Raw genomic sequence first — 19,144 nt, forward strand, 5'->3', positions numbered from 1 at the left:
CGGCGACATGCTGGTGGACATCTCCAACCGGCTGGGGTTTGAGTCGCCGGGCAACTTCACGCGCTTCTTCAAGCTGCAGCAGGGCTTCTCGCCCAGCCAGTACCGGCGCAATGTCACGGTGCTTGCGAGCGGCCCGGCTGTCCCCACGCTGGCGCCGGTGATCGGCCTCGACCGCTGGGGTGCCGGCCTGAGTCTGGCTGCCTGAATCCCCATGGCGCCGCGCGGCGTTGCGCCGCAGCGGTGCCACCCCACGCAGCCGCGGTGCCCGAAAGGGCGCAGCCTGCCCGGCGCCAGGCTGCCTGGCCCTTCCTCCCCCCGCAAGCAAAGAAGGACATCCCATGAAGAATTTTCTCAAGCTCCCCGCGGCCCTGTGCCTGCTGGCCGCCTCGACCGCCTGGCCCGCCGGCTTCACGCTCAGCAGCCCGGACATGGTGCCCGGCAAGCCGGTGGCTGCCACCCACATCCTCAACGCATTCGGCTGCACCGGCGAAAACAAGTCGCCGCGGCTGGCCTGGTCGGGCGCACCGGCCGGCACCAAGAGCTTCGTGCTGACGATCTATGACCTGGACGCGCCCTCCGACAGCGGCTGGTGGCACTGGGTGGTGCTGGACATCCCCGCCGGCGCCACCGAACTGCCCGCGGCCGTGGGCCTGGGCGGCGCGCTGCCGGCCGGTGCCCGCGAGGGGCGCAATGACCTCGGCAAGCCCGGCTTCATGGGCCCCTGCCCGCCGGCCGGCGACAAGCCGCACCGCTATCTCTTCACGCTCAGCGCGCTCAAGGTCGACAAGCTCGAACTCGGTGACGACGCCACGCCGGCACTGGTGAGCTACATGACGCGACTCAACCGCATCGCCAAGGCCAGCTTCACGGTGAGACACGGGCGCTGACTCCAGGCTAATTCGGGTGATTGCCGGCCATGGCCCGCGCTAATGCACCTCGAAAGAATGAATTCACTGCGCGAGGGCTCGTGCGGGTGGATGTGTGGACGGGCAAGAACAAATGGAGACACCATGATCGATTCCAAGAAGGACGGCAGCGATAGCGGAGCCCCGAAGGCGGCTTCCGGTTCCAGTGCAGAAAAGCCGAGCCGGCGGCTCTTCCTGCAAAGCAGCGGTGCGGCAGCACTGGGCGCACGCGTGATTCCGGTGGCCGGGGTTGCCGGGGCCATGGGCGTGGCCACCGATGCCTATGCGATGAAGCTCACGACGCTGGGCGAGCGCATGGGTGCCACGCTGCTGCGCATGGCACGCGACATCTACCCGCACGACAAGCTGCCGGAGAAGTTCTATGCCGAGGTCGTCGAAGGCTTCGACAAGGCAGCCGGCGGCGATGCCGCCCTCAAGGGCCTGCTGGCCGGTGGCGTCGAGCGCATCAACAAGCTGGCGAATGCTGCCCACGGCAAGAGCTATGTCGACATCCCCGCCGAGGGCGACCGCGTGACGCTGCTGTACCAGATCGAGCAGTCGCCCTTCTTCCAGAAGGTGCGCGGCGATCTCTTCTTCGGCATCTACAACCGCAAGGACGCCTGGCCCCACTTCGGCTACGAGGGCTCCTCGTGGGAGAAGGGCGGCTACATCAAGCGCGGGTTCAACGACATCAACTGGCTCTGAGCGGCCGTTGCGCTCGCATTGAAGGAATAACAAGCCATGGCTGCAAAGTTTGCTCTCAACGATGGCGAGGCCATCGTCATCATCGGCTCCGGTGCCGGCGGCGGAACGCTCGCCAATGAACTCGCCCAGAAGGGCGTCAACAAGATCGTGCTGCTCGAGGCGGGCCGCAATTTCGAGGAAGAGGAAATCGAGAACGACGAGTTCGGGATGTTCCTCAAGCTCAGCTGGCTCGACAAGCGCCAGGCCGTCGGCGCCTGGTCGGTGGCCCGCACCGGCCCCAACCTGCCGGCCTGGATCGTCAAAGGCGTGGGCGGCTCCACCATGCACTGGGCCGGTGTCTCGTTGCGTTTCAAGCCCTACGAGTTCAAGATCCGCACCACCTACGGCGCGGTGCCTGGGGCCAACCTGCTGGACTGGCCCATCTCCTACGAAGACCTCGCGCCCTACTACGACCGCGCGGTGCAGAAGATGGGCATTTCGGGCACGCCCGGTGGCCAGCCTGAACTGCCGCACAACAACCTGCACAAGGTGGCGTCCGCAGCGGCCAAGAAGTTCGGCTACAAGGACGTCATCCACCCGATGGCCATCCAGTCCGTCCCCAGCGACGGCAGGCCGTCGTGCCAGCAGATCGGCTTTTGCATGCAGGGCTGCAAGGTCGGCGCGAAGTGGGCCACCAACTACACCGAGATCCCCAAGGCCCTGGCCACCGGCCGCGTGGATCTGCGGCCCCAGTCCATGGTGCTGAAGATCGAGCATGACCGCGAAGGCAAGGTCAGTGGCGTGCTCTACCAGGACAAGGACGGCAAGCAGCACCTGCAGAAGGCGCGCATCGTCGCCCTGGCCGGCAACTCCATCGAATCGCCCCGCCTGCTGCTGAATTCGGCGACCAGCCGCTTTCCGCAGGGCCTGGCCAATTCGTCGGGCCAGGTCGGCCGCAATTACATGGGCCATACGACGGCGGGCCTGTTCTCCATCTACGAGAAGCCCATCAACATGCACCGCGGCAATGCGGTGGCGGCCATCATTGCCGACGAGGCCCGCAACGACCCGTCGCGCGGCTTCTTCGGCGGCTATTACTTCGAGGTGCTGCAGATGGGCCTGCCCTTCGTGGCCGCCTTCCTGCGCCCGCCCTCGGGCTGGGGCCGCGAGATGACGACGGCCCTCGAGCAGTACGACCGCATGGCCGGCGTCTGGGTCTGCGGCGAGCAACTGCCCTGCGAAGGCAACAGCATCACCCTGCACGCTACCGAGAAAGACCAGTACGGCCTGCCCATCCCGGTGGTGTCGAACTCCGACCACGCCAACGACGCCATGCTCAGGCAGCACGGCCGCACGCAATGGCAGAAGATGAACGAGGGCTTCGGCTCCATCCGCACGGTGGAGCAGCCGACCTGGTCGTCGACGCACAACCTGGGCACCAACCGCATGAGCGAGAAGCCCCGGGACGGCGTGGTCAACAAGTGGGGCCAGAGCCACGACATCAAGAACCTCTTTGTCTCCGACGGCAGCCAGTTCACGTCCAGCGCCGCGGCCAACCCGACGCTGACCATCGTCTCGCTGGCCATACGCCAGGCCGAATACATCGTCGACCAGATGAAGAAGGGCGCGATCTAGGCGCGCTTGCACCTGCTGAGCGGACCCGCTGCGTGGCGTTGCGCGGCGGTTTGGAGAACCCGGCCCTGCCGGGTTCTCCTTTTTGTGCTCCGACCGGCCCGCAGGCACTGGGCTGCGAGTTCGAACTCGATGGCTTCTGTCTTTCGGTCATCAGACTGGGCGACAACAAACGCCGATTCCGGCGCATTGCCGCGACGGGCGGCAATTCAATCGACGCGGCCTGCCGCCAGAGAATGAATTCGCCAGTCTCCATTCGGGTTCCGTTCGGGGAATCAGGAACTGGAGTGGAGAGCGATTCCACATGCGGCCGCGGTGCCTCGAAGCTACCGATCCGAAATCCATCAACTTCCGATGAAAACAAACTGAGGAGACAAGTCATGAAGCGATCTATCCTGGGCTGGATGCTGTTGCCGGTGGCCTGCGGCGCCTTTGCTGCCGATGGCCTGACCGTGAACCTGGGCCAGTCCACGTCGGTCACGCTGTACGGCACGCTCGATGGCGGCGTGTGGTTGCAGAGCAAGGCCACCGACGGCTCGGGCAATGGCCCCACGAGCGCCGGTTCGCAGCAGAAGTTCGTGTCGGGCGGCATCAGCCCCAGCAAATGGGGCATCACCGGCAAGCGCGATCTGTCCGGCGGCAAGAGTGCCTTCTTCAAGCTCGAGGCGCACCTGAATTCCGGCAATGGCTCGGACGGCGATTTCGGCGACACCGGCTTCACCCGCCAGGCCTTCGTGGGCTTCTCGGCCCCGTTCGGCACGGTGACGGTGGGCCAGCAGTTCACGCCGGCCACGCTGGCCTTTGCCGCCACCGACCCGCGCGGCCTGCGCGAGTCGCTCTCCGGCCTGCAGCCGTGGCTGTTCACCAGCAACTTCGGCGCCATGGGCAGCAACTTCCTGAGCGCCTTTGCGCACAACTCGGTGCAGTATTCGGTGGACATCGACAAGCTCAATGTCGCCGCGCTCTACGGCATCGGCGGCAAGGCGGGCAGTTCGAAGGCCGATGGCACCTGGTCGCTGGCGGCCACCTACAGCGGTCCGGTCACGGTTTCCGCCGGTGTCCAGACCGACTACGCCAACAGCGGGGTCAAGGGGGCGAGCAAGTTCTTTGCAGGCGTCGGCGCCACCTTCGGCGACTTCTCGCCGAAGCTGAACTACCTCAATGCCAAGCAGTACGACACGGTTTCGGGCCAGGAGACCCACAACCACAAGATCGTCGGCGTCGGCTTCGACTGGAAGGCGGCCCAGGCGCACAACGTCAACGTGTCCCTCTACTCCGGCAAGGACAGCCGCGTCAGTGGCAACAAGGCCACGACCTGGGTGCTGAGCGACGAATACGCCTACGAGTCCAACATCACGCTCTACGCGCAACTGGCCGTGATCTCGGCCAAGAGCGCCGCTGACATCGGGGTGTCGCTCCTGGGCGGTTCCGGCACGCTGGTGCAAGGTGCCACCACCACGGTCGTCAACGCCGGCTTCCGCTTCAACTTCTGATCGGCCTCCAAGGGGCCGTCGGGGCGACCCGGCGGCCTCTTGCCGCTTGACGGCGGCAGGCGTCGGCCCTCGGGCAGCCGACGAAATCACAAGTCCCGCGACTGCCCCTCCATTTCTGCGACCCCGCGCGATGGCTGTTGCTGCCGGGCTTACACAGAATTTACTTGGACACGAGTCTTCATTCGGCGCGGGCTGCATGCGGACGTCAGGAACAACCCCCCCCTTTCCCTAGGAGAACAGTAATGGCGATCAAGAACGGCGCGCAGATGGTGGTCGAGACGCTCGAGCAGTGCGGCACCGAGCAGGTCTTCGGCTTCGTGGGCCACTCGACCCATGTGATGGCCGATGCGGTGCGCAACTCTTCCCTGGGCGCGCGCATGGTCAATCCGGCCACCGAGACCGGCGGCGCCCACATGGTGAACGGCTACAACTATGTCAAGGACCGCGCCGCGGCGACAGGCATCTGGCACACCGTGGGCAGCTTCTACATCCACGGCCCGATGATGGAGGCGCGTTCGTCCCGCATTCCTTCGGTCCACATCGGCATGAACAGCGACAGCCGCTTCTACGGTCGCGCCGAGTCCTGCCAGCAGGTGCCGATGCAGACCTTCAACGGCATCGCCCGCACGACGCAGCGCGTGGAGCGGCTCGACCGCATCGGCGAGGCCGTGTTCGAGGCCTTCCACATCGCCGAGGGCATGCCTGGCGGCCCGACCTATGTCGACATCCCCTTCGACATCAGCGCCGACCGCATGGAGGCCGACGGCCTGGTGCCGACCCGCGCGAAGAAGCCCGACTACACCATGGGTGCCTCGGTCGAAGACGTGAAGCAGGCCGTGGCGCTGCTGCTCAAGGCGCGCAACCCGGTCATCATCGCCGGCGGCGGCGTGGTGCGCAGCAAGGGCGGCGCGGCGCTGAAGCAGCTGGCCGAGCTGGCCGGCGTGCCCATCGTCACCACCTCCACCGCCCAGGGCGTGGTGCCCGAGGCCCACCCGCTGGTGCTGGGCCCGGCCGGCTTCTGCGGCTGGCGCTGTGCCAATGACCTGCTGAAGGAGGCCGACCTGGCGCTGGTGGTGGGCTCGCGCCTGGCCGACTGGGGCATCGCCCAGGGCTACATCAACAAGCTGCCCAACATCATCCACGTCGACGCCGACGCGGCCGTGATCGGCTCGTTCTACTTCCCCACGCTGTCCATCGTGGCCGATGCGAAGTCCTTCCTCGAGCAGATGGTGGACGCGCTGCCCGCCGCCCAGGGCTTCACCGCCAAGCCCTACCAGGAGCGCGCCAACTACGCCCGCGTCGCCGAGCTGCGCAACGCCTGGATCAACTGGGTCGACGAGAAGGGCCGCCACGACGACATGCCCGCCAGCATGTGGCGCGTGATGAACGAGGTGCGCAAGGTGCTGCGCCCGAACGACATCTTCGTCACCGACATCGGCAACCACTCGCTGCCGCTGATGTGCGGCACGCGCCTGGAGCAGCCGCGCCGCCTGATCACTTCCTTTGGCGAAGGCGTGCTGGGCTGCGCCCTGCCCATGGGCCTGGGCGCACAGCTTGCCGAGCCCGACGCCCGCGTCATCATCGGCAGCGGCGACGGCGCCTTCTTCTACCACTCCAATGAACTGCGGGTGGCGATGGAGCACAAGCTGCCGGTGGTGGTGCTGGTCTTCACCAACGAGTCCTACGGCGCCAACCACACGCTGATGAACTACATGTTCGAGAAGAAGGAGGCCTGGACCTCGTTCCAGAACCCCGACTGGGTGGCCATCGCCAAGGCCTATGGCGCCGGTGGTGAATCGGTGCGCAAGAGCGGCGACATCCTGGGCGCGCTGCAGCGCGGCCTGGAATCGGGCAAGCCCTATGTCATCGAAGTCCCGGTGAACAAGACCGAAGGCCTGTGCAGCGACGACATCGGCGGCTGCGGCCCGCGCCTGATCCTGCCGGGCCGCGACATCCCGGTCGACAACACCGGCTCCAGGCTGCCGGGCGAGAACCTGCTGGCCCTGCTCACCAAGTAAGCGCCAGGGAGGCACGCACATGTCGCAGATGACCGGGGCGGTCGCGCCCCATTTGAAACACCCGGAGCTTTACATCGGGGGCCAGTGGGAGCAGGCCGCCGGGGGCAAGCGGTTCGACACCGAGAACCCCTACACCGGCAAGACCTGGGCCCGCATCGCCGACGCCGCGCCCAGCGATGTCGACCGCGCGGTGAACGCCGCGCGGGCCGCGCTCGACGGGCCCTGGGGCAGCATGCCGGGCTCGCAGCGCGCCCGGCTGATGATCCGCCTGGCCGAACTGATAGAGCGTGACCTGGAAGCCATTGCCGCCGTCGAGACGGCAGACAACGGCAAGCTCATCAAGGACTCGCGCTGGCAGGTGACGCTGATCGCCGAGTGGTTCCGCTACTTCGCGGGCCTGGCCGACAAGATCGAGGGCCGTGTCGTGCAGGACGCGAACCCGGCCATGTTTGTCTACACGCGGCGCGAGCCCATCGGCGTGGTGGCGGCCATCCTGCCCTGGAACGCGCCGCTGCTGCTGCTGACTTTCAAGCTGGCGCCGGCGCTCGCAGCGGGCTGTGCCTTTGTGGCCAAGCCTTCGGAGTTCACGCCCGCTTCGGCGCTGGCGCTGGCCGAGCGCTTCCATGAGGCCGGCTTTCCGCCCGGCGTGTTCAACGTGCTGCCGTCGTCGTCGCGCGAGACCAGCGCCGCGCTGGTCAAGCACCCCGGCGTCGACAAGGTGGCCTTCACCGGCTCCACCGCCACCGGCATCGCGGTGGCGCAGTCCGCCGTCTCGCACCTGGCGCGCATCACGCTGGAACTGGGCGGCAAGTCGCCGCAACTGGTCTTCGAGGATGCCGATGTCGACGCCGCCGTCAACGGCGTGCTCGCGGGCATCTTTGGCGGCACCGGCCAGGTCTGCCATGCGGGCTCGCGCGCCTTCGTGCAGCGCTCCATCTACCAGGCCGTGCTCGACGGCGTCGTCGCCCGAGCCAAGACCATCAAGATGGGCGACCCGGCGCTGGTCGAGACCGAGATGGGCCCCATCGCCACCGCGCCGCAGTTCGCCAAGGTGCAGGAGATCCTGGGCCAGGCTGTGCAGGAAGGCGCCACCGTGGCCTGCGGCGGCGGGGCCGACGACGGGCTGGGCGGCTACTTCATCCGCCCGACCGTGCTCACCGACGTCAAGGCCGAGGACGCGGTGATGCGCGGCGAGGTCTTCGGGCCCGTGGTCTGCATGGTGCCTTTCGATACCGAGGAAGAGGGCATCGCGATGGCCAATGACACACCCTATGGCCTGGCCTCGGGCCTGTGGTCGCGTGACGTGCAGCGCGTGCACCGTGTCGCCAAGCGCCTGAAGGCCGGCACCGTGTGGGTCAACACCTACCGCCGCTTCGCCCCCAACGTGCCCTTCGGCGGCATGAAGGCCAGCGGCATCGGGCGCGAGAACGGCATCGACGCCGTGCTCGAGTACACCGAGCAGAAGGCGGTGTGGATCGAGCTGACGCCGCAGAGCAGGGATCCATTCCGCGTCTAGCGCGGCACCTGCCAGGCCTGCCCAGAGCGCGCTGCTGCCCCACAAGGGCATGCAGCGCGCTTTTTCATTCGGGGCCGGCAATGGTGGGTGAATTCCCGCCGATCCGGCCCCGCATTGCGATGGCAAGACAAATGGATAACTTGTCCTTCGCGCTGCCACTTCTGCCTGCCACCAGCGATGGATAGGCGGTGGCGCTGAGAAGAACATTCGCTTCGAGGGGCGATCGTGGGCACCTCCAACAAAACGCCGGCCGCAGGGGCGGACCGGGCCAGGGCATCAACACATCGGATTGGAGACGGATATGGCAAACAGAATGGCATCGGCGGCAGTGCGCGGTGCGGTAGCGGTGGCGCTGGCGGTGGCCGGCCTGGGCGCATGGGGCTCGGAATGGAAGACCGTTACCGACGAGCGCTTGCTCAATTCCGCCAAGGACGGCAGCGACTGGCTGGTCTACGGCAAGAACTACAACGGTGACCGCTTCAGCCCGCTGAACCAGATCACCACCAAGAACGTCAAGAAGCTGTCGCTGGCCTGGTCGTATTCGCTGGGCAGCAATGAGGGGCAGCAACTCACGCCCATCGTCAACAACGGCATCATGATCATGCAGGTCTCGAACCAGTGGGTCGAGGCCGTGGACCTGCGCACCAAGGAGCGCATCTGGCGCTACGAGATCAAGCTGCCGGCGGACATCGGCCAGTTCACCTGCTGCGGCCTGATCTCCAAGGGTGTGTCGGTCTACGAGGACAAGGTCTACTTCACGACGCTCGACGCGCATGTGGTGGCGCTGGACGCCAAGACCGGCAAGAAGGTGTGGGAGGTGACCGCCGAAGACTACAAGGGCGGCTACAGCATGACGATGGCCCCGGTCATCGTGAAGGGCAAGGTCATGGTGGGCCTGGCCGGCGGCGAATACGGCGTCACGGGCCAGATCGTGGCCTACGACTTCCAGACCGGCAAGGAACTGTGGCGCACCATCACCGTGCCGCAGCCGGGCGAGCCCGGCAACGAGACCTGGGGCAATGAGTCGTGGAAGTACGGCGGCGCCGCCGCCTGGCTGACTGCCACCTACGACCCGGCGACCAACCTCGTCTACTGGGGCACGGGCAATCCCGCGCCCTGGAACTACGCCATGCGTCCGGGCGACAACCGCGGCGCCAACTCGATGCTGGCGCTGGACGTGGACACCGGCAAGAAGGTCTGGGACTTTCAGTTCACGGCCAAGGACGCCTTCGACTTCGACTCGGTCTGGGAAGGCATCCTGGTCGACCTCGACAAGGGCGGCAAGAAGGTCAAGGGCCTGGTGCAGGCCAACAAGAACGGCCACCTCTACACGCTGGACCGCACCGACGGCAAGTTCAACTCGGTGCTGAAGTTCTTCGAGAAGGCCAACTGGGGCAAGGTCGATCCGGCGACCGGCCGCTCCGAGGTCGATGTTTCCAAGCTCTACGCCAAGGGCAAGGAATCCACCGTCTGCCCGACCTACTTCGGTGCCAAGGGCCTGGCCCACATGTCGGTGAACCCGCAGCGCCAGATGGCCTTCATCCCGGTGGTGGACCTCTGCTACCACTGGACCTCGGAAGAGGTCTCGTACAAGCGTGGCGTGATGTACCTGGGCATTGGCGGTGAACACGAGGGTCCGGGCAAGGGCGAGATGCAGGGCGTCGACCTCAAGACCAACAAGATCGTGTGGCGCTGGCCGAACAAGTCGCCGCTGCTCACCTCGAGCGTGCTGTCAACCGCCGGTGACCTGATCTTCTTTGGCACCTTCGAGACCGACTTCTACGCTCTCGATGCGGCCTCGGGCAAGCAGGTCTGGAGCTTCCCGGTGTCGTCGTCCATCGTCGGCGCGCCGGTCAGCTTCATGATGGACGGCAAGCAGCATGTGGCCGTCGTCTCGGGCATGGGCGGCTCCTTCCCGCTGTGGGCCGGCAAGGCCGTGCCTGAGCACCTGAAGAAGATCAACCGCGGCGCGACCCTCTGGGTCTTCGCGCTCAAGGACGACTGAACCAGCCGGAGCGGGAAGGGGTTCGCCCCTTCCCGAACGCACCATGACCCATTCGAAGTTCACCATTCGCGCCGCCGCGCTGTTTGGCGCCCTGCTCATAGGCTCGGCGGCGCTGGCGGTTGGCGGTGCGCCGGCCAAGGTCATCCGGCAGGCGCGCACCCTCACGGTGTGCGCCGACCCCGACAACCTGCCGCTGTCGCATGCCGCCGGCCAGCCCCAGGGCTATGACCTGGAGATGGCGGCCGACATCGCGCGCAGCCTGGGCGCGGAATTGAAGGTCCACTGGTACGCCTCCGAGTTCATCGGGCGCGTCTACCGGCAACTGGCCGCCGGCAACTGCGACTTCTTCGTCGGCGCACCCACCGACAAGCGGCTGGATGCCCAGAACCCCCAGGTCACGCTGTCGCGGCCCTACCTCAATACCGGCTTCGTGGTGGTGGTGGCTCCCCAGGTGACGGCCACCACGCTGGCCGAGCTGAAAGGCAAGCGCATCGGCGTGCAGATGAACACCCTGGCCGATTTCCAGGTGTTCGACATGGGCCACGACCGCGGCCTCTACCCGCGCCAGAAGGCCATCTTCAAGGCCCTGGAAAAGGGTGAGCTGGAGGCCGCCGTGATGTGGGGTCCGGTCTTCGGCTGGATGGCCAGGAACGAACCCGGTGCGCGGCTGCGCGTGCTGGCCGATGCGCGGCCGGAATTCGCGTTTCCGCTGGCCGTGGCGGTGCGCAGCAGCGAGCCGGAACTGCTGGCCGAAGTCAACCAGGCCATAGCCGAGATGGGCAAGAGCGGCCGGCGGGGCGAGATCCTGGCCCGCTACGGCTTCCCGACCGTGCATTCGATGCCGGCCAGTGTCAGGCCTGCAGGCGGCAAGCCGCCGGTGGCGAAGGCTCAGCCCGCGGGGACCAAGGCCCGGCAGTGGCAGGCCCGTGCCGGGGCGGTGGCCGTCTCGGTGCGGCTGCACTTTGTCGTGGGTGGGTCGCAGGCGGGCGCGATGCTGGCCCAGCAGACCTCCGTGGCCCCCGGCTCGTCCGGCTCCGTGGCCCAGGAGGTACTCGCCGAGAAGGGTCGGTCCATCTACAACGGCTCCTGCCAGAAGTGCCATGGCCGCAACCTCGTCTCCGGCGGCATGGTGCCCGACCTGCGGCGCTTCGAGGGCAACGAGTCCGACTTCGTCGCCGTGGTCAAGGCCGGCCGCCCACCCACGGCGATGCCGCCCTGGGGCAATGTCTACAGCGACACCGAGATCAAGAGCATCTGGGCCTACGTCCAGAGCGTCGGCAAGGCCGACTGAAGAGCGCGGACCGCCCCGGGCGGCGGCCCAGACCCAACCATAACGAGACCCAGGAGACAGACGACATGTTCCCCATCATCCATGCCTATGCCGTGTCGGGTGCGCTCATCGCCTCGCTGGCCACCTTTGCCTTTCTGCAGTTTCCTGGCCTGTTGGTCTGGTGCGCCTTCATCGGCTGGGCCGGCTTTCTGCATTCCGGCGGCGGCAAGGAGGTGATCCCCAAGGTGATGGCCTGCATGGCGCTGGGGATCTCGATGTGCTGGCTGGTGGCGCTGGGCGTCGGCGCCGGCGTGCTGCCTCTGCCGGTGCCGGTGGCTGCTGCCCTGCTGGTGGCCGCGGTCACGCCGGTGATGATCTGGCTGTCGCGCCTGCCGCTCTTCGGCGTCGTGCCGGCCAGCTTCTACGGCTTCGCCACCGGCTTTGCCTACCTGGCGCAGACGCCGGATGCCTTCACGGTGGCGGCCATGACCTCGGCCTCGCTGAAGAACGTGGCCATCGTCGTGCCGATCTCGCTGCTGATCGGCATTGGCCTGGGCGTGCTGCAGACGCGCATGGTTGCCGTGCTAGGCCCCAAGGCCGACGGCGCCCAGGCCGCCGCCTGACGAAGACAGGCGACTTCGCTGCCCAGCCATGTCCGACCTGAACCCGGCCCGGCCCGAAACAGCAGAGGTCGAAGCCGGCGCCTTCGAACCGGACCTGCGCACCGAGATCTGCACCGTCGCCACCGCCCGGCGCGTGGCGGCGATGCTGGACCTCGACCCCGACACCATCGAGGCCGCAAGCCCGCTGCCGACGGGCTGGCACTTCATCCTGCTCGGCGCCGAGACGCGGCGCTCGGCCCTGCGTGCCGACGGCTATCCCGGCCTGGGCGTGGCCCTGCCGGATCTCGGCCTGCCGAGATTGCTGGCCACCGGGCGTTGCGTGGAGTACCTGGGCGAGATTCCGGTGGGGGCGGCGGTCCAGCGGTCGAGCGCCATCCTCACGCTGGAGCACAGGAATCGCGGCGACAGGCCTTCGGCCAGCGTCACGGTGGCGCACGAGATCCGGGTGGCCGGCAGGTCCGAACTCGCGGTGGCCGAGACCCAGAGCTTTCTGATGCTGGCGCCGGGTGGCGGCTACAAGGCCGGCGCCGGGCGCCGGCAGGCCGTCACGGCCACGCACCAGAAGACCCTGGTGCCCGACGAGATCCTGCTGTTCCAGTTCTCGGCCCTGGGCTTCAATTCGCACCGCATCCACAGCGACAAGAGCTATGCGCGCGATGTCGAGGGCTATCCGGACCTGGTGGTCAATGGCGGCCTCATCACGCTGCTGCTGACCGAGTTTGCCCGCAACGATCTCGGGCTGGAGGCACGCCGCCTGCGCATGAAGAACCTGGCCCCGCTGTTCTGCGGACAGCCCGTCACGCTCACTGCCGACCGCGAGGGCCCGCGCTGGCGCCTGCGCGCCTGCGACGACCACGGCCGCATCGCGGCCGAGATGGAACTGGAAACAAGATGAAGTTCGAGCCCTTGAAGGGCGTCAAGGTGCTGGACCTGACGAGCGTGGTGGTGGGCCCCGTGTGTACCTCGCGCCTGGCCCAGTACGGCGCCGAGGTGGTGAAGGTCGAGAGCCCCGACGGCGACCTGATGCGCGGCCTGGGCGGCCTGTCGCCCACCGGCCAGCACTCGGGCTCCTACCTGCACTTCAACCGTGGCAAGCGCAACATCTGCTGCGACCTCAAGAAGCCCGCGGCCCGCCGCCTGATGGACAAGCTGGTGGCCTGGTCCGATGTCGTCGTCGCGAATATGCGCCCGCAGGCGCTGCAGCGCCTGGGGCTGGACGATGCCACGATCCGCGCCCGCCACCCCGGCAAGATCTACTGCCTCATCACCGGCTATGGCACCGACGGCCCCTATGCCGGCCACCCGACCTACGACAGCGTCGTGCAGGCCGCCTCGGGCATGACGGGGCTTACGCTGGCGCGCGACGGTGCGCCGGCTTATGTGCCCATGCTGATCTGCGACCACGTCGTCGGTGAAATCGCCGCCGGCTCCATCCTCGCCGCCATCACGCGCCAGCAGGCCAGCGGCGCGGGCTGCAGCATCGAGGTGCCGATGTTCGAGACCATGGCCGCCTTCGTGCTGCAGGAGCACCTGGCCCAGCACAGCTTCGAGCCGCCGGTGGGGCCGGCGGGTGACTTGCGCCTGCTGAGCCCGCACAACCGGCCGGTGCAGACCGCCGATGGCTGGATTTCCTTCACCATCAACACCGACCCCCAGGTGCGCGCCTTCCTCAAGGCCGTGGGCCGCGACGAGTTGCTGGACGACGCGCGCTATGCCAGCGTGGCGGCGCGGGCAAGGAACGTGAAGGATTGGTTCGCCATCCGCGGCGCGCCGCTGACCGGCAAGACCACGGCCGAGTGGCTGGACATACTCGGCCGTGCCGACATCGCGGTGAAGCCCTGCCACACGCTGGAAACGCTGCCCAACGATCCGCATCTGCAGGCCGTGGGCCTGTTGCAGCCCGACGAGCACCCCACCGAAGGGGTCACCGTTGCAATTCGCCCGACCATCCGCTTCGATGGCGACTACCCGTCGCGGCGCGGCGCGGCCCAGCCGCGCGGCTGGGAGTCGCTGCGCATCCTGGAGGAACTGGGCTGCACGGGCGCCGACGTCGACGAACTGCTGGCCGATGGCTCGGTGTTCGCGGCCCCGGCCGGCGCCACGGCCTGAAGCCCCGTGCCGGTCTGCCGCGAAAGTGTTTGCCTGGCGGCCGAATCGCGCTAGTGTTCGGCGCGGCAGCCCCTGGGCATGCCGTGCAGAGCCAGCGTCCGACAACACCCTGAACGAGGAGACAAGCGTGCCCGACATGAACATCGCCTGCCATTGCGGCCAGGTCAAGATCAAGCTCAGCGGCGAGCCCGTGGCCGACCTTTATTGCCATTGCACCGACTGCCAGCGCATCGCCGGCGGCGGCTGCGTGCCCTATTCGGTCTACCCGCATGCCGGCGTCGAGGTGACCGAGGGCAAGACCTTCAAGTGGGCGCTGAAGGACAACCAGCGCACGCGCTGTGCCCACTGCGGCACCTACCTGTTCGGCGACCCCGTCGGCATGGGCGTACACGGCATCAGCGCCTACCTGTTGCCGCCGGGCGTCTTCAAGCCGCAGCTGCACATCATGTGCAAGGAGGCGCTGGTGCCGGTGAAGGACGAACTGCCGCACTTCGCTGGCTTTCCGGCCAGCTTCGGCGGCAGCGACGAACAGGTGGCCTGGTAGGCCGTCTGCCGCTGCAGCCGCCGCGGCGGCTGCGGCTGCCGGTGCCGCGCTTACTGGGCGCCGAGGCCGATCTGGTTCATGAAGTCCTGGTTGTCCCAGAACAGCCATTCGTGATCCATCGTGCCGTCCTTCCAGTGGCCGATGGTGGCCATGCCGATGGCGAAGCGCTTGCCGGTGGGCGGGATCAGCCGGCCATCGGGCAGCGGCATAGGCTGGGTGAAGGTGCCGGTCATCACGCCGGTCACGGCCGTCCAGCTGCCCGAGCCGAAGCGGATGGGATGCGTCTTGATAGCGATGTCGGGCGCAAACACGAACAGCGCCTTCAGGTCTTCGATGTGACGGTGTATGCCCTTGGTCTCGTGACCATCGGGCCAGGTCACGACGATGTCCTTGGCATGGCTCTCGTGCAGATCGTCCCATTTCTGGTTGCTGAACACCTCGAAGTCCAAGGTGTCGAAGATCTTCAGGTTCTTCTCGACCGCGGGTGCCTGGCGTTCCGGCTTGGGCGGCGGCGTGGTGGGGTTCTCGGCCAGCGTCTGGGCGTAGACGGCGCCGGCGGCGGCCAGCATTGCGGCGGCCGCGACAGCGGCGAGGGACTTGCGGATCGTCATGGGGTGCTCCTGGATGGGGTGGGGGTGGCCATCCGACCTGGCGCAGCGGGCTTGCTGCGGTGTAGGGAACTCTAGGAGCGGGTGCCGTTGCGATAAACAGCCGCCGGCGGGACTGACTGACCCTGAATCCCGAACAATGGGCACGGGATCCAGGGCCCGGGAAGCGGGCCTTCGATGCCGTCGTCGGCCCGGGCGGCGGGCGGCTGGGCAGGCCCGGCAAGGCGGCTGCAATCCGGCTGCAGGCCGGCTTGCAGCTAGCGTTGGGGTGACGCTTAAACTGCCGCCCATTCAAAAGGGCGGGTGGCATGAAGACCAAGACCGTGGCCCGCGTGGGCAGGAAGGGCGGCGCCGCGGCGCAGGCCGACACGAGGGTGACGCTGGAGCAGGTGGCGCTGGCGGCCGGCGTTTCGCCCAGCACGGTGTCGCGCATCCTCAACGGCACGGCCGTCGTCGCCGACGAGAAGCGCGCCGCGGTGGACGAGGCCATTGCGCGCCTGGGCTTCGTGCCCAACCCGGTGGCGCGCGGGCTGGCGGGCGGGCGCACGCTCAGCGTCGGCGTGGTCACGCAAACCATCGACAGCCCGTTCTTCGGCGGCGCGCTGCGCGGCGTGGAAGACGAGCTGAGCCGCGCCGGCTACAGCCCGCTCTTCGTCAGCGGCCACTGGAACGCCGCGCATGAGACGCGCTGCATTGACATGCTGCGCTCGCGCCGCGTGGACGGCATCATCGTGCTCACCGCACGCCTGGGCGACAGCGCGCTGGCCGCCTATGCGCAGCAGCTGCCGCTGGTGGTGACCGGCCGCCAGCTCAAGGCGCCCGGCCTCTATGCGCTGAACTTCGACAACTTCGAAGGTGGGCGCCTGGCCACCCAGCACCTGCTGGATCTGGGCCACCGCCGCATCGCCTTCATAGCCGGCGATCCGCGCCACCCCGACGCCAAGGAGCGCCTGCGCGGCTACCGTGCCGCCCTGCTGGCCGCCGGAGTGCCCTTCGAGCAGGATCTGGTGGCGCCGGGCCAGTACACCGAGGACAGCGGACGCATGGCGGTGGAGCGCCTGCTCGACAGCCGCGAGGCCTTCACCGCCATCTTCAGTGCCAATGACCAGATGGCCTTCGGCGCCGCGCTGGCCCTGCACCGCCGCCATCTGCGCGTGCCCGACGATGTCTCGCTGGTCGGCTTCGACGACCTGGCCGGCGCCCTCTACACCGTGCCGCCGCTCAGCACCGTCCACCACCCGGTCTACGAGCTGGGGCAGATCGCCGGCGCGGCCATGCTGCAGCTGCTGGCCGGCGAGCAGCCCACGGCAAGGCTGCCGCCACCGCGCTTCATCGCCCGCGAAAGCAGCCGCGAGCCGCGCCAGCGCTGACGGCTTTCCGCCCGCGTGCGCCGGCCGTGGCGCCGCGGCTGCAGGGCAGCGCTGCTCGATAACCCTCGATTGACAGGCCGGTGTCTGCCCCTTAAATTGTGAAAGCGCTTTCATGCCGTCGAACCTGCATGGCCGCACGGCAAACCAAGGGAGACCCGCGACGATGAACCACGAGGCCGGCCGCCTGTTGCTGCGCCGGGCCTGGCTGGCCCTGGCGGCAGCCAGCGCCCTGGCGGGACCAGGGCCGGCCCTGGCGCAGCAGGTGCTGACCGTGGCCGCCTTCCCGGCAGTGGACGAGATCGTCAGGGCCGCCATCCCGGCCTGGAAGAAGCTGCATCCCAACGTCGACATCAAGGTGGTGAGCCGCGAGTTCAACGACCACCACACGGCGATGACGACGGCGCTCTCGACCAGCGTCTACCTGCCCGACGTGATGGCGTTGGAAGTGGGCTATGTGGGCCGCTTCGCCACCGGCGGCGGGCTCGAGGATCTGGCCCAGCCGCCCTATGCCATAGGCCGCCACGCCAGTCGCTACGTGCCCTATGCCGTGGCCCAGGCCACCAACCGCAAGGGGGCCATCGTGGCCGCGCCGGCCGACATCGGCCCCGGCACCTTGCTGCTGCGCACCGACGTGCTGGCCCGCTCCGGCGTCAGCGAAGCCGAGCTGACCCGGTCCTGGGACAGCTATGTGGCCGCCGGCGTGAAGATCAAGCGCACGACCGGCGCCTACCTGCTGGCCCATGCCCGCGACATGAAGGACTTGCTGATCCGCACCGGCCTGCAGCCCGGCGAGGGCCTGTACTTCGACAGCGACAGCCGCGTGCTGGTGACGACGCCACGCTTCGTGCGCGCCTTCACGCTGGCGCGCGAGATCCGCCGCCAGCGGCTCGATGCCCGCGTCTCGGCCTGGTCCAACGAGTGGAGCGAGGGCTTCAAGCGCGGCACGCTGGCCACGCAGATGTCGGGCGCCTGGCTGGCCGGCCACCTGAACAACTGGCTGGCGCCCGACACGCGCGGCAAGTGGCGTGCGGCCCAGCTGCCCGAGGGCGCCTTCGCTGCCTATGGCGGCACCTTTCTCGCGATACCGCGCGCAGCCAAGGCGGCGAACAAGGCGCTGTCCTGGCAGTTCATCGAGATGATGACGCTGGAGCGCACCCAGCAGCTGGCCGCCTTCAAGAGCCAGGACGCCTTCCCCGCCCTGCTCTCGGCCTATGACGACCCCTTCTTCGAGCAGCCCATCGCCTTTCTCGGCGGCCAGCCGGCGCGGCTGCTGTGGCGCGAGGCCACGCGCAGGATCACGGCGCCCAGCGTGCACAAGCAGGACGCCTTTGCCGCCGAGGTGATCGACACCGAACTCGACAAGGTGCTCGACCAGGGCAAGGACATCGCCACCGCGCTGGCCGACGCCGCCCGCCTGCTGGAAAAGCGCGCCCGGCGCTGAGTTGCGGAAAGTCCTCCATGAAGCTGCCGTCCTCGCTGCGTCTTTCCCCTCGCATCACGCCCTATGTGCTGCTGAGCCCCTTCGTCGTCCTCTTTCTCGTCTTCGGCCTGTTTCCGCTGGGCTTCTCGCTCTACCTGGCCTTCCAGAGCTGGGAGCCGACCAGCGGGCTGGACGCGATGCAGTTCGTCGCGCTCGACAACTTCGCCTTTGCGCTGCAGGACGAATGGTTCTGGAAGAGCCTGAAGAACACGGCGTGGCTGGCCGTGGCCTCGGGCGTGCCTCAGCATCTGGTGGCCATTCCGCTGGCGGTGTTCATCCACACCAGCTTCAAGCGCCTGCGCAACGGCGTCGTGGGCGCCTACTTCCTGCCCTACATCACCAGCACGGTGGCCATCGCCATCATGTTCAGCAGCCTGTTCTCCAAGGACTTCGGCCTCGTCAACCTGGGCCTGGGCACCCTGTTCGGAGCCGAGCCCATCGACTGGCTGGGCGCGCCCGAGAACATCAAGCCGGCCATCGCGATGATCGTCTTCTGGCGCTATGTCGGCTTCAACGTCGTGCTCTACCTGGCCGCATTGCAGACCATCCCCAAGGATCTCTACGAAGCCGCCGCGATGGACGGCGCCGGGCGCCTGCAGCAGTTTTGGCGCATCACGCTGCCCAGTCTCAAGCCCATGATCTTCTTCGGCGTCACGCTCAGCGTCATCGGCGGCCTGCAGATCTTCGAGGAGCCCTTCATCCTCACCGGCGGCCGCGGCGGCTCCGACCAGTCGGGCATGACCACCGCCATCTACCTCTACCGCATGGCCTTCGACTTCAACGATTTCGGCGCCGCCAGCGCGATGTCGTGGCTGCTGTTCTTCGTGGTGGTGGTGCTCACCTGGCTCACCAACCTGGCCTTCAAGCCGCGCACCGCAGGGGGTTGA

Annotated in this window: 17 protein-coding genes; 16 read left to right on the top strand and 1 reads right to left on the bottom strand. The window is 67.7% G+C overall.

Going from position 1 to position 19,144, the window contains the following annotated elements:
* The 13 genes from JMV16_RS12260 to JMV16_RS12320 all read left to right on the top strand — a co-directional run.
* Positions 1–205, top strand: a 205-nt coding sequence (locus JMV16_RS12260) for a helix-turn-helix domain-containing protein (RefSeq protein ID WP_201494567.1), incomplete at its 5' end; no start/stop codon positions are given.
* A gap of 133 nt (positions 206–338) precedes the next feature.
* Complete coding sequence (locus tag JMV16_RS12265) at positions 339–887, top strand: YbhB/YbcL family Raf kinase inhibitor-like protein (protein WP_201494568.1); 549 nt, start codon at positions 339–341, stop codon at positions 885–887.
* A gap of 123 nt (positions 888–1,010) precedes the next feature.
* Positions 1,011–1,610, top strand: coding sequence for a gluconate 2-dehydrogenase subunit 3 family protein (locus tag JMV16_RS12270; RefSeq protein ID WP_201494569.1), 600 nt, complete (start codon positions 1,011–1,013; stop codon positions 1,608–1,610).
* 36 nt (positions 1,611–1,646) lie between these two features.
* Positions 1,647–3,224, top strand: coding sequence for a GMC family oxidoreductase (locus JMV16_RS12275; RefSeq protein ID WP_201494570.1), 1,578 nt, complete (start codon positions 1,647–1,649; stop codon positions 3,222–3,224).
* A gap of 377 nt (positions 3,225–3,601) precedes the next feature.
* Positions 3,602–4,714: a porin gene (locus JMV16_RS12280; protein WP_201494571.1), complete on the top strand. Its 1,113-nt coding sequence runs from the start codon at positions 3,602–3,604 to the stop codon at positions 4,712–4,714.
* A gap of 242 nt (positions 4,715–4,956) precedes the next feature.
* Positions 4,957–6,732 (top strand): thiamine pyrophosphate-binding protein, encoded by a 1,776-nt coding sequence (locus tag JMV16_RS12285; protein ID WP_201494572.1) that lies wholly within the window; start codon positions 4,957–4,959, stop codon positions 6,730–6,732.
* Positions 6,733–6,751: 19 nt separating this feature from the next.
* Entirely contained in the window at positions 6,752–8,248 is a 1,497-nt protein-coding gene (locus JMV16_RS12290; protein WP_236580488.1) for an aldehyde dehydrogenase, read from the top strand.
* A gap of 301 nt (positions 8,249–8,549) precedes the next feature.
* Positions 8,550–10,253 carry a PQQ-dependent dehydrogenase, methanol/ethanol family gene (locus JMV16_RS12295; protein ID WP_201494573.1) on the top strand — a complete coding sequence of 568 codons (1,704 nt, stop codon included), beginning with the start codon at positions 8,550–8,552 and terminating at the stop codon, positions 10,251–10,253.
* 43 nt (positions 10,254–10,296) lie between these two features.
* Positions 10,297–11,544 (top strand): transporter substrate-binding domain-containing protein, encoded by a 1,248-nt coding sequence (locus JMV16_RS12300; protein WP_201494574.1) that lies wholly within the window; start codon positions 10,297–10,299, stop codon positions 11,542–11,544.
* A 65-nt stretch (positions 11,545–11,609) separates the two neighbouring features.
* The gene (locus JMV16_RS12305; protein WP_201494575.1) at positions 11,610–12,146 is read left to right on the top strand and encodes a DUF1097 domain-containing protein; all 537 of its coding nucleotides are present in this window, start codon (positions 11,610–11,612) and stop codon (positions 12,144–12,146) included.
* Positions 12,147–12,174: 28 nt separating this feature from the next.
* A complete protein-coding gene (locus JMV16_RS12310; RefSeq protein ID WP_201494576.1) occupies positions 12,175–13,041 on the top strand; it encodes a hypothetical protein in 867 nt (288 codons plus the stop codon).
* Positions 13,038–14,255: a CaiB/BaiF CoA transferase family protein gene (locus JMV16_RS12315; RefSeq protein WP_201494577.1), complete on the top strand. Its 1,218-nt coding sequence runs from the start codon at positions 13,038–13,040 to the stop codon at positions 14,253–14,255. Before JMV16_RS12310 ends, JMV16_RS12315 begins: the two co-directional genes overlap by 4 nt.
* A gap of 136 nt (positions 14,256–14,391) precedes the next feature.
* A complete protein-coding gene (locus tag JMV16_RS12320; protein ID WP_201494610.1) occupies positions 14,392–14,799 on the top strand; it encodes a GFA family protein in 408 nt (135 codons plus the stop codon).
* A gap of 50 nt (positions 14,800–14,849) precedes the next feature.
* Here JMV16_RS12320 and JMV16_RS12325 read toward each other — a convergent pair whose 3' ends face one another.
* Positions 14,850–15,410, bottom strand: coding sequence for an ester cyclase (locus JMV16_RS12325; RefSeq protein ID WP_236580489.1), 561 nt, complete (start codon positions 15,408–15,410; stop codon positions 14,850–14,852).
* A 305-nt stretch (positions 15,411–15,715) separates the two neighbouring features.
* Here JMV16_RS12325 and JMV16_RS12330 point away from each other — a divergent pair, with 305 nt between their 5' ends.
* From JMV16_RS12330 to JMV16_RS12340, 3 genes are all read left to right on the top strand, one after another.
* Complete coding sequence (locus JMV16_RS12330; RefSeq protein ID WP_201494578.1) at positions 15,716–16,777, top strand: LacI family DNA-binding transcriptional regulator; 1,062 nt, start codon at positions 15,716–15,718, stop codon at positions 16,775–16,777.
* 163 nt (positions 16,778–16,940) lie between these two features.
* Positions 16,941–18,218: an extracellular solute-binding protein gene (locus JMV16_RS12335; protein ID WP_201494579.1), complete on the top strand. Its 1,278-nt coding sequence runs from the start codon at positions 16,941–16,943 to the stop codon at positions 18,216–18,218.
* A 17-nt stretch (positions 18,219–18,235) separates the two neighbouring features.
* Entirely contained in the window at positions 18,236–19,144 is a 909-nt protein-coding gene (locus tag JMV16_RS12340; protein WP_201494580.1) for a carbohydrate ABC transporter permease, read from the top strand.

It is taken from the genome of Rubrivivax sp. A210 (assembly GCF_904426505.1).
Lineage (GTDB): Bacteria > Pseudomonadota > Gammaproteobacteria > Burkholderiales > Burkholderiaceae_C > Rubrivivax.